This window comes from Brevibacillus reuszeri (assembly GCF_001187725.1).
Lineage (GTDB): Bacteria > Bacillota > Bacilli > Brevibacillales > Brevibacillaceae > Brevibacillus > Brevibacillus reuszeri.
On record NZ_LGIQ01000009.1, the window covers coordinates 719,882 to 733,504 of the forward strand.

11 protein-coding genes and 2 pseudogenes are annotated in these 13,623 nt (G+C 47.0%); 1 reads left to right on the top strand and 12 read right to left on the bottom strand.

Annotated features, from left to right (window positions below):
* Positions 1–3 precede the first annotated feature (3 nt).
* From ADS79_RS17800 to ADS79_RS17850, 12 genes and pseudogenes are all read right to left on the bottom strand, one after another.
* Positions 4–1,185, bottom strand: a complete 1,182-nt coding sequence (locus tag ADS79_RS17800; RefSeq protein WP_049739748.1) for an MFS transporter — start codon at positions 1,183–1,185, stop codon at positions 4–6.
* 78 nt (positions 1,186–1,263) lie between these two features.
* Positions 1,264–1,554 (bottom strand): ArsR/SmtB family transcription factor, encoded by a 291-nt coding sequence (locus ADS79_RS17805; protein WP_049739749.1) that lies wholly within the window; start codon positions 1,552–1,554, stop codon positions 1,264–1,266.
* Between the two features lie 183 nt (positions 1,555–1,737).
* Complete coding sequence (locus tag ADS79_RS36485; RefSeq protein WP_084765980.1) at positions 1,738–3,084, bottom strand: enoyl-CoA hydratase-related protein; 1,347 nt, start codon at positions 3,082–3,084, stop codon at positions 1,738–1,740.
* A gap of 845 nt (positions 3,085–3,929) precedes the next feature.
* Positions 3,930–4,697, bottom strand: a complete 768-nt coding sequence (locus ADS79_RS17815; protein WP_049739750.1) for an isocitrate lyase/PEP mutase family protein — start codon at positions 4,695–4,697, stop codon at positions 3,930–3,932.
* 127 nt (positions 4,698–4,824) lie between these two features.
* Positions 4,825–5,094, bottom strand: a complete 270-nt coding sequence (locus ADS79_RS35470; RefSeq protein ID WP_049739751.1) for a hypothetical protein — start codon at positions 5,092–5,094, stop codon at positions 4,825–4,827.
* Positions 5,091–5,573: a GNAT family N-acetyltransferase gene (locus ADS79_RS17825; protein WP_049739752.1), complete on the bottom strand. Its 483-nt coding sequence runs from the start codon at positions 5,571–5,573 to the stop codon at positions 5,091–5,093. Before ADS79_RS17825 ends, ADS79_RS35470 begins: the two co-directional genes overlap by 4 nt.
* Positions 5,574–6,289: 716 nt before the next feature.
* Positions 6,290–7,488, bottom strand: a pseudogene (locus ADS79_RS36725) (MFS transporter).
* Positions 7,489–7,667: 179 nt separating this feature from the next.
* Entirely contained in the window at positions 7,668–8,855 is a 1,188-nt protein-coding gene (locus ADS79_RS17835) for an MFS transporter (RefSeq protein ID WP_049739753.1), read from the bottom strand.
* Between the two features lie 27 nt (positions 8,856–8,882).
* Positions 8,883–9,698 carry a MerR family transcriptional regulator gene (locus ADS79_RS17840; RefSeq protein ID WP_049741044.1) on the bottom strand — a complete coding sequence of 272 codons (816 nt, stop codon included), beginning with the start codon at positions 9,696–9,698 and terminating at the stop codon, positions 8,883–8,885.
* A 282-nt stretch (positions 9,699–9,980) separates the two neighbouring features.
* Positions 9,981–10,199 (bottom strand): annotated as a pseudogene (locus ADS79_RS36730) (alpha/beta fold hydrolase); the annotation flags it as partial.
* Positions 10,200–10,240: 41 nt separating this feature from the next.
* Positions 10,241–11,182 carry an alpha/beta fold hydrolase gene (locus ADS79_RS17845; protein ID WP_049739754.1) on the bottom strand — a complete coding sequence of 314 codons (942 nt, stop codon included), beginning with the start codon at positions 11,180–11,182 and terminating at the stop codon, positions 10,241–10,243.
* A 132-nt stretch (positions 11,183–11,314) separates the two neighbouring features.
* Positions 11,315–12,586, bottom strand: coding sequence for an MFS transporter (locus ADS79_RS17850; RefSeq protein ID WP_174769618.1), 1,272 nt, complete (start codon positions 12,584–12,586; stop codon positions 11,315–11,317).
* A 212-nt stretch (positions 12,587–12,798) separates the two neighbouring features.
* On the opposite strand from ADS79_RS17850, the gene ADS79_RS17855 reads away from it, so the two are divergent.
* Entirely contained in the window at positions 12,799–13,380 is a 582-nt protein-coding gene (locus ADS79_RS17855; protein WP_049739755.1) for a TetR/AcrR family transcriptional regulator, read from the top strand.
* Positions 13,381–13,623 lie beyond the last annotated feature (243 nt).

Below are 13,623 nucleotides of genomic sequence, written 5' to 3' on the forward strand. Positions count from 1 at the left end.
CATTTATGATGCATGTTCCTTTTTCGTTTTTGAGTGAGTAGTCAAAATACCACTTAATATAAATGTTAACAACGAACCGGCAAAGCTTATAGCCGCAAATATAGCTACAGCGGAAAAACCGTTAAAATTCGCATAAATGAAGCCTGCAAACCAAGAGCCGAGTGTTGTCGCAGCGTACATGATCGAATTGGCTAAGCTTGAGATCGTGCCACGGATGGTCGGATTTAACGAATTCAGCATTCCCAATATCAGCGGAAATGCGATTCCCATGTTAACAAATATGAAAAAGTAAACACCTTCAAAAGCCGAAACCGATGGAAGGTGAGGCAAAGCAATAAAACATACAATAGAGACAAGAAAGCCCACAACCATCGTATTGAAACGGTTCAACCTTTTGATCACATAAGCACCGCTAATGCTCCCGACCATATTTCCAAGACCAAGAAAAAACATTACGTACCCCACTTGATCAACCGAAAGGTGAAAGCGGTCCGTCATCCATTTTCCAATGAAAGAAAAGGCAGCAAAAAATCCACATTGAAATAAGAAATGAGCCAGGAAAGATCTTCTCGCGATTCGGCTTGTCAATAACGGGACGTATCTTTTAAATATCGGAAGCTTGGTTCTTTGGTCTTGATTCGGTTTCATTTCGGGCAAAGCATAGGGGATGAATATCGCCACCAACAACGAGCACGCACCGATTGTAAAAAAAGGATACGACCAATGGGTTGCAGCAAGCAGGCTTCCAATCGGTATGCCGAACGCTTGGGAAGCAGCCAAGCCTGCCATTACGATTCCTGATACTTTGGCGGTCTTTGCCGCAGGGAACAGAGCAGGAATAGAGGCCCAGACTTGCGGCGCTGTGAATGCTGCGCTGACTCCGGCCAAAAAACGGAATAAAAACATCGTCCAAAATCCTGTCGCAAAGCCGCATAAAATGGTTGAAATCGAGAAGCAAACCATGCCGGAAAACATTACTTTTTTGCGATCCCATCCATCGGAAAGCGGTCCGGCTATCAGAGCAAATATGGCATATCCCAACGCATATGCCCCGACCATCCAACCGGCATATTCGGTCGGGATATGAAACAATTTCTGAAGAGTGGGGATGAGCGGAGAAATCAAAAATGTATCCGTACCGATAACAAACATGATGAGAAAAAATAAAACTGTTAACTTATTCATGTGATTCATCTTCTCCTATCAATCCTAGTTTCGTTGTTCAATAACTTTTGAACTAATGAAGAAAAAAAGAATTTCTTTCTACAACGTATCAAGAAATCCCGGCAAATAAGATTCAAACGTCTCCATGTCGATACTCATATACTTTGTTTGAGCTTCTTTTCGTACCTTAATCAATTTCGCCTCCCTCAAAGTACGCAAATGATACGAAGTATTCGACTTCGAAGTATTGCAAATGTCCCCAACTTCTCCGCAATTCATCTCCTTCTTATTGGCGTATAGAACTCGTATGATTTCCAATCTTGTTTCATCAGCTAATGCTTGAAACATTTTGATCCTGTGCTCATTATTCAATGATTTTTGAGTAGTCATAAAACCATTGTACTAAGATATTGCTACAAATCAAGTCTTTAGCAAAATACCACCATATTCTCCGATTTATAAGTGAGATGTTTTGAGTTTGTCTCCACTAAAAAATCCGAATACAAAAAAAAACAGACTGGATTGCCTGTTTTTTTATTTCTCTTATATAAAGGTGAGTGGATGAGAAATATGTTAATCAAGAAGAAGAAAGAAGTTGTCTATTGTTTGTTTAATAAGTAAAGGGTCCTTCATCATTTCTCCGAGAATAAGAGAACCTTCTAATGTGCTTAAGAATAATAATGCCATCTGTCTAGGGTGAACAGTTTTATTAAATTCATTATTATCCTTCCCTTGTTTAAATATTTTAATGACGATCGGTTCTATTTCACGGAAAAAAAGAGTGATAGCATCCTTTACTTCAGAAGATTGTTCAGAAGACTGGATGTACAAAGAAATGAAGGGACAAGTCCCAACTCCATTTCTTTCTATCACGCCACCTAAAAGTAAATCAGTAAAATCGCTTAAACGCTCTCTGACAGGTCGATAATCTTGCTTTAAAGCTTCTATCAGACTGGTTTCATATAAAATAGTCCAATACTTCACAACAGCTAATTGAAGTTCTTCCTTGTTTTTGAAGTGGTAGTAAATATTTGATTTCGAAACTTTACTTATTTTCATCACTTCATCCATTGATGTATTGCCATTTTTCAAAAATAATTGTGCAGCGACTTGTATGACGTGTTCTTTATTTGTGATTTTACTATACACCGGTGTTGTCTTATCTATGAAGGATTTCGTACCGATTTTGAAGTCTTCTGTGGAAGCGACTAAACCAAAGTAATTCGCATCGAGTTGGGCAGACTCTTCTAATGTTAGATTAAGGCCGTGGTGCAGAGCCTCCCAAGTTAATTTTACTGCCATAGGTGATTGGGATAAAATCCCTCGAATTATATTTTCGGCTTCTATAAGTAATTTCCCAGGTTCAACTACTTTATTTACTAGTCCCATATTATAGGCTTGTTCCGCGTTGATAGAATTTCCAGTTAGTAAAAGTTCTGCTGCTCGGCCCTTTCCGATTAATCGTGGGAGGCGCGTGGTACCACCGAAACCAGCTACTGCACCAATCCGAACTTCAGGATGTCCGAGCTCTGCATGTGATGCTGCAATACGCAGCATGCAGGCTTCGGCAATCTCAAGTCCTCCTCCTAATGCTGTGCCGTTTATAGCAGCAACTACTACTTTACCCAAGGATTCTATTTTATGAGTAATCTCGACAGCAAGTTTAGCTAGATCTCTTACCTCAAGGGGAGTTAATGAGTGTAATAGCTTAATATCCGCACCTACAGAAAATATTTTTTCTCCAGCTCCCGTTATAATTACAGCTTTTACATTCTGATCTACCTTAACTTTATCTAAGGTTTCAGATAGGCTTAGAAGTAATTCTAAGTTCAAAGCATTTAAGGTTTCAGGACGATTTAAAGTGATTTTTGCTATTCCTTCATCTTGGGAATAAAGAATGAGATCTTTCATGTTTTTCATCGAAATACTCCGTTATCTCAATATTTATACTTCTATTAAGACTCAAATATATGATGTTACTAAAGTATGTATCAGATAGTTTGATTAAGATCATTATTTCAGGACTATATAGTTCCACTTGTGAAAAGTCAATAATAATATGCTGTTTTCACCCTCACCTTCTCGATTTTTCAGTCAAAAAATTCAAACACGCATGAAATGATAATACCACATTTTAGAAGATAATTTATTCTCTGATCGAACGCTAATGGGGACAGAAAAAGACCATAACCTGAACTCTAACCCTTGACCTCTAAACCCTTATCTGAAGGAGATACGCTTTCAAAGTGTGCGGACTAAAACCCAGAATGCGTTTATCGGCCTCATACAACGTTCAGATATCAGTCATTTTCATAAAACAAAACCCCTCCCAAGGCTATTTTCTATTAGCTTCACTATGTTTGGAAGGGATTAATCCGTATTTCGAGTTTGTTGAACTAGTGATACCAGTTAGTTCAATTGACGCTTATTTAGTTCTTTAGAAAAATTCAGTATAATTGAATTGTTTATTTGAAAGCTGAACCGAAGCACTGCTTGGATTCACTCAAGCATAAATCCAAGGCGATACTACAAAATAACCAATCCTTGAAAGAAGAAGCCCCATTTCCGGGGCTTCTTCTACCATATAGAGCCTGTCCCACCCAGGCTGTTATTCGGTCGCCTCCTCTCAAACAGGACTTGACCACGGGGCGATTGCTACAGGTTTTATGCCCAGCAGTTGTTCTACGGTTGAAGATTGTATTCCACCTGTTATCGAATTTCGATAGCATATTAGAAGCTCGTTCATTTAGCTATCCTTTCTGCATTCAATCGAATAGCAAAGACGTATCCTGAGATTCATAAATATGAGCCGCGCACGTGTCCAATAACGTTTGAAGCTTCCGATAAAAGGCGCCCCCGAGACTTAGACGCTTTACTCCAAGCTCCTGGAGCTTTTTGCAACTTGTAAGCCCTGGCGCAGACATAAGGTTTAGAGGAGCGGCAATTTGCACTGCAGCCGCTTTGATTTCGTTATCATCCCTCAATCCAGGAACAAAAATTCCGCTTGCGCCACTTTCCACATAGGCTTGCGCCCGGACCGTCGTTTCGTTGCTCGGATCTATATTCAGCAAATAGGTATCTGTCCTTGCATTAATATAAAAATCTTTATAGCCACTCTTCTCTAGTGACATTCTTATTTTCGATAAAAGCTCGCATTGTTCTTTTAATGCTTTGAGTCCTGCTTGATCCTTGCAAGAATCCTCTATATTGATCCCCGCAACGCCTATATCCGCAAGTTTCAATACATTCTCGACTATCGTTTTCTCATCTTTTCCATAACCCGTCTCTATATCGGCAGAAACAGGGATGTTAACATGATCCAATATCGTTTTTATGCGATTTAGTATTGTGTCAAATTCAATTTTTTCACCATCCGGATAACCCAAGCTTTTCGCTATTCCCCAACTGGTTGTGCCGATAGCTTTGAATCCGGCTTTCTCCAGAGACAATGCAGAAAACAAGTCCCAAGCGTTTCCTAACAATAAAAGCTCGTTTGATTCATGTAATACTTTAAACTCCTGAATTTTGCTCATACCTTTATCCCCTCGATCAGTCAGATTCAGTTTTGCAATAAATTCTATATTCTATCAAACGGATTTAATAAGCGCCGTGTCTCAAAAAAATGAATCAGCAATATAGTTGCAAAGCTTAGTGGAGATGTTATTCGAATTTTGTCGCATGAAAGAAAACAGATTCCCCTGTAAAACTTTGCAGACGGTCTCTTTCATCCTGAACCTCGTTCAAATAACACGTAAAGCTCATCTTCCAACTGCTTCCGTCCGGTATCAGGCGATTCGATCCTGTCGCACCGCTACGTTGGTGCATACTCACTGGTTGCACCTTTTCTGTACGATAGCCTCCATCTTCCAGTACGCGCAGATCTCGTGCTAACATTGACGGATTCGTCGATAATCTTGTCTCCATATTCATTTTAGTTTCAACTCCATAAACACATCCGCTCTTACATAGGGCATGGGCCCGATCTGCTCAACAGGAACGTGCTTGAACCCAACCGATTCGTAAAGATGAACAGCGTTCGGTAGCTTGGTACTACTGCCCAAAAAGAGTGATGTCGCGCCAAGCCCGCGTGCGCGGTTAATGGCGGCATGGATGATTCTCCGTCCGTATCCGCGCCCCCGGACCTCGGGTGTAACGCTCATCTTCGAGAGCTCGAAAACACCGGCCCCAGTTGGAACGAGTGCAACGCATCCGACGATTGAATCGCCATCGCGTGCGATGAGTACGTCTCCTCCTTTGTTCACGATGTTCTCCACTGGGTTATTGAGGATAACCTGGTCTTCCTCTTCGATGGCAAAGATGAGGGCGATCCATTCCTCGTTAAGTGTTTTGAAGGCCTGCGCTTCTTCGGGGGTCTGCATCGAAGTGATCGTGAGCACTGTTTCAAGCATACTATGTTTCCTCCTCTTGTATGTTTAACTTCCACTAAAGAATTAACCAAACGACTGATCAATGTCAACAATTCAATTTTGACCATAAATAGTATCTATGATTGGATGGTGGCAGCCCCATTGGAACATCGATTATTCGCTTCTTTCTTAATGGTCTGCGAAGAGCTTCATGGAGAAAGCAGCACAGTATGACCCAGAAGTAAGTGATTTGGCAAGCATAGCAAACAAAATTCCTCCCCACACGATTCACCCGTACCGGAGATAGCAATCAGCCAGCCTCCTACGGACTACCGGTCTTGACACCAAGATTTGAGAAGGAGACGAACAGACTGTTTGCAAATTCCGGCGCTTCGGGTGCTGCCGCTGTCATCTAGATTTGACTGACAATCAACCCACTTGTATGCACGGCTCCCACAGTAAACAATACCGACGAGCCATATAAGTGACGCCTCTGCTTATCGAAGAAGAATGTAGCACACCATCAAAGCGATCGGATAAAGCAGCGTCGTTCTCAACATATGCTTGTCGAGCAACTTGCCCGCATACCGATTACCCGCCACGCCATTGGTACCGAAGACGACACAATCTTGGCTATTTGCAAACACCTTTCTCTTATGTTTTAGTTCAATTGAGGGATCACTGACAACACAATATGGGAGGGATGATCCGTATCGTGCAGGATCGTGTGCAGAGTTTTTCTGAGCTCCGCTCCCTGCCTATCGTGATGATGTCTTCCTCACCCCACGATCCAATACGACGATAGTAATAGCCATGACGATAACCAGACCGGCTGAGGTCATAATGGCAGACAAACCGGCATTGTTCAGAACGAATGCACCGAGTATGGCTCCCACGCCAGAAGCGGAATTGAACACGGTCGTATATACGGCAGACGCCGGTATGGCCGCCTTCCCACCAGTTCGCAATACCCATGTCTGGATACCGATAATAAGTACCGAGATTGCGGCGCCCCAGATAATGAGCAGCGCCAGCACTGGCACTACCCCGGAACTTAGCCCGAACGTTCCCAGACCAATGAGTGATGCGAACATAAGTAACAGTGATACGGCGATGACCGGCTTCATAAAGCGGTCGATCAGTGCCCCGGTAAGCACATTTCCGAGCAAACCGGCGGCCCCGAAGCCAAAGAGCAGAGCGGCGATCATAGCGGGGGCAATGCCAGGGACGTTTCTCAGAAACGGTTCAATGTATGTGAACGCTGCGAAATGCGCAGCGACCGTGATGATTGCCACCGTATAGACGCGCCACAGTTTGCTGTTCCGTAGCACACTGGCCAAGGTGGCGAATCCAACCGATCCTTCGGCTTTTATTTGCGGCAGCACGATGGCCATTAACAGCGCCGAGAGCAAACAGGCCGCGACGAGGATGCCAAACGCCAGCCCCATGTCTGTCCGATCAGGTTGAGCAGCGGAACACCCAGCACGTTCGCAATCGACATGCCGCCAAAAACGATCGAGGTCGCAAGTCCCATCCGGTTCGGCGGAGCAATCTGTGTCGCAAGCGCGGCCACCATTGCCCAGAAAACGCCATGCGATAGCGCTCCTATAACCCGCGCCAGCATCAGAACCTGGAACGAATTGGCGATCATCGCAAGTCCGTTCCCGGCAGCCAGCACTAACATTAGCCCGATGAGCAGCGGCTTGCGCGGAAACCTGTTCGGCAGTACGGCGGATAGTAGCGCGCTGCCTGCGCCAATCAGCGCATAGGCCGTCACGATGAGTCCTACCGTTGCAGGACTGCTCTCAAGATCGGAAGCGATAGACGATAACAGTCCGATCGGTGCGAATTCGGTGGCAACAACAGTAAACATGGCAATACCGAGAACAACGATCGCCAGCCAACTGCGAATGCTAGTTTTCGAAGGTTCGGCTTGATTTAAAGCAACCTTAGACATAGTATCCCTCCGTATTGATCAGCTATATTAAATACCAATTGGTACATAATTAAGATAAAAGAAAAGCAGCGGGCAGCTACTCTTATATTCGATGTAAAAGTCTTGCAAATAGTGGGCTGAGTGCAGTTCCGAGCAGGCATTCGGACTGACTGCCGAGCGCTGCCCTGGAGAAGTTCAATTCACGAAAACTTTCTGTCCCTCATGGCTTTGCGGTCGAGACGATAGCTGACTACTGCCAGCAAGGACGCGGCAACTGCCACGATGCCTCCGGACCAGGATACATCGATCAGCCTCATGTTCGTTGTCACCCATCCTCCGAGCGCCGGCCCGACCGCAATGCCGACATTGACGGATACGGGTGTAAGAGACGAGGCTAAATCCCGAGCAGTCGGAAAATGCTGGTTGGCCAAATCGATGAAATATAATTGCATCGTGGAATTCATCGCATAGAGGACCAGGGCAATAAAGGAGATGCTGATCAATCCCCCAACCAGCGTATTCGCGGAAACATACAGCGACGCGAGAATGACGGCCTGAATCAGGAACACATACCGAAGCTTACTGATCCCATCCCGTGCGGCCAATTTTCCGCCAATCAACGTACTGAAGATGGACACGGCCCCATAAAGTAAAAATACTAAGCTGATATACCGTTCCGGAACCCCGAGCACCTCTTGCAACAAAGGCGTCAGATACGTGTATACGGTATAAGTCGCTGCAATGCTGAAAGCCGGAATGAAGAATGCGATCACAACACGCGGATGGGCAAGCAAGCCGATCTGATTTTTCAAGGAACTCCGCGTCCCTTTCAGCCCCTTGGGAATGGTCACCGAGCTGAAAATCAAGGAAATAACGCCCAACATGGTGGTGAATCCAAACGCGATCTGCCAGCCGCCCCATTGCCCGATAGAAGTGCCGATCGGCACTCCGATGACACTGGCAACGGTAAATCCTGCAAAAACGATGGCAATAACCGCCCCCCGCTTTTCGGCAGGTATCGTTTCGCTGGCAACCGCCATCGCGAGTGCGATCAAGACGCCGGTTACGACAGCTGTGATGATTCGGGAAACAAGCAGAAGTGCATAAGACTCAGACAGGGCGGTTGCGATATTGCCGGCAATAAAAATGGCGATCAGCGTCAGCATGAGCGGATATTTGGCAAAGCGGCTGAACAAAGCCGTTAAGAACGGAGTGCCGATGGCAAACGACAAGGCAAACGCTGAAACAAGCGTCCCAGCCGTTGATATGGCGATTTGAAAATCAGCCGCTACTTCTGTAAGCAGCCCAACAATAACAAATTCGCTCGTCCCCAGCACAAAGGTTAATAGAAACAAATTCAACGTCAACAACTTTTGGTGTCTTGTCAGTACCTCTCTCCCCCTCCTACGAGTAAACTAAGCTCTCTCGACGGCAATCTGCACCTCAGCGACATAAGCTTCCGGATCGCCTGTCTGTTCATGAGGGATGCAAATTTCGCGCCGCGGCTCGTTTTCGATCATTCGATAACCATTTCGCTCAATCCACAGCGCCAGTTCCGTGCTTGCAGTGCAGCGGCTCGTCGTCCGACAATGATGGATCAGTGTGGCCATCAGCGGAACACCCGGTAACTGTTGGACCACAAAGGGCGGCTGGCTTGCCATTTTATCGGTCAGTAGCCGGGCTGCTTCAATGTCCATATCGTCATCGCTTTCCAAGCAGTCATGCCACAAAACGATCTGCGACAAGGGCGGCCGACGGGCATTGCCCAAATAATCGTCCAGCTGCCGAAACATCTCCGGAATTTGCCGAAAAGAAGTTCTTTGCCGATAAGACACCACCAATTGCGGTTCCACTTCTTTCAGCACGACATTATGCGTCACTTCCTGTTTTCCCTCATTCTCGATGGCATGTAGCCGGTCTTGGATGCGAGCCAACTTGGCCTGCTCTTTGTCCACAATGGACTGAATCTCATGCTGCTTGATCCGGAACATCCCTCTGATTTGCTCAAGCGGAATTAGCTCGTCGATCATCCGGAGAATTTGCTCTAACGAGAACCCCAGTTCTTTGTAGGCCAAAATGCGGTGAAGCTGGAACAACTGATCGGCAGTGTAGTATCGGTATCCAGAGTAAGGATCGGTATGGGCCGGCTTGAGCAAATTCAGCTGGTCGTAGTACCGAAGCGTCTTGACAGACACTTGGCTTATCTTCGAAAACTCGCTGATTTTGAACATAAATGCACCCCTCAATTGCAAATTGCGCTTCTGCTCATTTCTTCCGAAGTATAACTTTACCGTTAAGGGGAGAGTCAAGGAGAAGGCGAAAAAAGAAAATTTAGAACAGTTCCCCGCCGTTATCTGGTTCCAAATCGACTGAGCGGACTTCCGAACAGAAAAAAAAGCTGCACCTCGATGTGCAGCTGGATCTAGGGCCGACAGGTCATTAAAAGCCGGCAGCGTTCTGTACGACGAGAAACGATACTTTCTCCGGATGTCTGCTAGCCGGTCAAACGCATCCGCAAACGTCTCGGTCGATGGCGCATCGCTGTACCCGAACCCGGGATAATCCGGTGCGAAAATGTGAAATTGATCGGAAAGTCGCTCGGTCAGATCGCGAAACATAAACGAAGAAGCGGGAAAGCAATGCGTAAAAGCAGAACCCGGCCGGTTGTTGTCTCCGGCTTCGCGATAGAAAATGTTCAGTCCGTCGATCTCTGTCGTACGATAATGAGTCACAAGAATCCTCTTTTGAGAGTCGGTTCCTTCGAGACCACGTTTCAGTTACGGTAGATGAAGTCTGCAATGAGACGTCCTACTTCATTCGGTGCATCTTCCAGGCAATAATGACCTACGCCTGCAAGCCGATGAACGGGAGCGTCGGGGAACAACTCCGTGAACAGCGGCAGAAAATGTTCAGCATGCAGAGTGCGATCAGACTCGCCCCAAATGGCCATTGCCGGCTTGGTACGAATCATGCGGATGGCTTCGGCATTAGGTACTTCAAACTGGTGAGCGCCTGTAGCAAACCCTTTTGCCCAGCCGATCGCGCCGAGACAATCAGACGGATCGGCAAAGTGAGAGCCGTAAGCCGCCAGCCAGGTGTCGGTAATCAGGGCATGGTTCTCAAATCCGTTCAGTTTGAGCGTGCTGAGAATATTAAAACCGAGTTGGCCCAACACGGCCTCGAGACTTCCGTCCTTCTCCGCTTGAACAACCCATTGGAACCAAGGCGAGACGACGACATTGGCACTCAACCGGTCTCCGAGGCTGGACTGGCCGAAAGGTGTCGGCCCATTGGTAGAGATCAGCCTGCGGATGCGATCTGGATGGCGGGCAGCGAGACCCATCCCCACTGGCCCGCCAAAATCGTGCATAATCAACGTGATTTCCCGCAGGTCGAGCGCAAGCACGAACCGTTCGAGATTGTCGATATGATCTTGCAGCCAGTAGCTACGATTCAGAGGAGTCGCACTTTTGCCGAATCCCATATGATCAGGGACAATGACACGGCAATCCGAGCTCAGGACCGGGATGAGGAGCCGAAACAGATAACCCCAGGTTGGCTCGCCATGAAGACAAAGCACGGTCTCACCTCCGTGCGGCCCTTCGTCAACATAGTGCATGGCAAACCCGGGAGCGTCGGTGAAGTGCGGTGTGAATGGGTAGGTACCGTCGCAATCCGCAAGCGGATCGCGGTTGAGGTTATAAGAATACGTCATGAGAAATGTTCCCTCCTTTGAATTGCCTCGGAAAATCTAGCTGGATGAAACAGTATAAAATCTTCCTACGGTCATAATTGACGAGCAGCATAATGGCGGTCAGTGGCATGTGCCAGTTCTCCGTTTTGAAGTCTAAGCGGTGGGCGTCAACTGACGGGTAAACGCCCAGAATAATAGTGCCAGGAAGCTGATGGCTGAGCCTAATAGGCATACACCAGTCCAACCAGCTGACGCATAAACGAACGTCGAGATGAACGAACCGGCAGCGCTTCCGAGGGAATAGAAAATCATATATCCGGCCGTAAGCCGGCTATGAGCCTCGGGGCGCACACTGTAAATCATGCTTTGATTCGTGACATGTACGGCCTGTAATCCAAGATCGAAGACGATTACGCCGGCAATCAAAGCCCACAGGGAATGAATAATAAATCCAATTGGTAGCCAAGATAGGGACATGATGAGCAGCCCGGTGCCGGTAACTTTCTGACTCCAGCCGCGATCCGCCATCTGCCCTGCCCTGGCCGCACCCAACGCTCCGGCGGCTCCAGCTAAACCAAACAGACCGATCTCCGTATGAGAGAGTGAAAAAGGCGGTTGGCTGAGTGGAAACACCATTGGCGTCCACAAGACTGAAGTCGAGGTAAAGATCAGAAAGGCGATCAAAGCGCGTATACGCAAAATCGGCTCCTCCAAGAACAACTTGAAAACCGAACGCAGCAATTGTGGATAAGCAATCGTTTCCTTCACCTCGTCGTGCGGCGGTAACACACGAAACAACACAACAGCGATGAGCAGCGTCAACGCCGCTGAGAGGAAATAAATCGCCCTCCATCCTGCGAGATCGGCCATGAACCCCGCGATGGTCCGCGCCAGCAAAATACCGATGACAATGCCGCTAGTCACCCTCCCTACTACACGGCCACGCTCAGCCGGCGCTGCCAATACGGCCGAGAATGCAACCAGCACCTGCGTGACCACCGCGAGTAACCCAACCAAAGCGCTGCTGATAATGAGCATCGTGCTGTTTGGGGAGAAACCGACAGCGACTAGCGCCGCAACGGACAATGCTGACAGACCGACGATCAACCGTCGGCGGTTCAGCAAATCGCCAAGCGGCACCAACAGCAGAAGGCCAAGTGCATACCCGATCTGGGTGATGGTGACAACAACCCCGATAGTCGACTCACGGATGCCGAACTCGATTGCCATCGCGTCAAGCAGTGGCTGTGCATAATAAACGTTCGCTACAGCAAGCCCACAAGCGACGGCAAACAACAACGAGAGCACACGCGGCAGCGATGAATGTGACGTGGGAGCACGAGCATCGGGTTTACACGAGGAAGCCTTCCCGGTACTCCGGTTTTCTCCGGCACCTCCCTCCACTATGTCTTGAAGGTTTTTCATATCCCCTTCACACCTTTCTGATTGGAATGGTTAACCTTATTCAGTTACATACCGAAAAGTATATTATATCGATCGGTACACAACTGGATGAAGTGAAATATATATTATATTTTCGTAATTAGTCAAGGGGAAATTGAAAAAATTTGACTATTCCTATACCGCAAGATATGATTTTAATATACTGAACGATATGAAAAGGAAGAGGATAGCTTATGGTTCGCCCTCGGGAGTTTAATGAAGAGCAAGCACTACATGCCGCGATGGAAGTGTTTTGGGAGAAGGGCTACGAAGCGACTTCATTAAGCGATTTAACGGCAAAAATGGGCATTCAACGACCTAGTCTCTACGCCGCGTTCGGAGATAAAAAGGAGCTTTTTGAAGCAACACTTCGCAAATACAATCAATCCCATGCTTCTTATGTGCGCGCCCGGCTGCAGAACGTGCCATCTGTCAAAGAAGCATTTCACGCTTTCTTTGCGGGCATTGTGGCGGAAGGATACGAAGAAGGTCCAAGCCGGGGATGTTTTTGCCTCAATGTCATGGTCGAGCTTGCCCCTCATGATGCCAAATTTGAAGAGATGACCAGAGAGCACCAGATGAATTTGGCGGTGATCTTTCAGGAAATCATTGAACGGGGGATGCGATCCGGCGAACTGGGGAATCATGTGAGAGCCAAAGCGCTCGCCCAGACACTCGTCGTTTCAATGATCGGTCTTACCACGTTGATGAAATCCCGCCCCGATCGAACATTTGCGGACAACGCTGTTGCGACCATTATCGCTTTTCTGGAGTAAACCGTTTGTCATTTGAAGTGCTCAGCGATCCTTTGGAACTGATTTTGAGGTGTTCGAAGAAAATAAAGCATTAAACTGATCCCGAATAATGAGACAACGGCAGCCTAGGACAAGAAAACCTGAAATATTCAGGAAGTGGCTTTGAACATGTCATGATTACAATTACATCAAGCGAAAACGTGGATGAAATAAGATTCCAACTCGTTAAAACCGGCTCCGCTTAACAGGGAACCGGTTATTGAG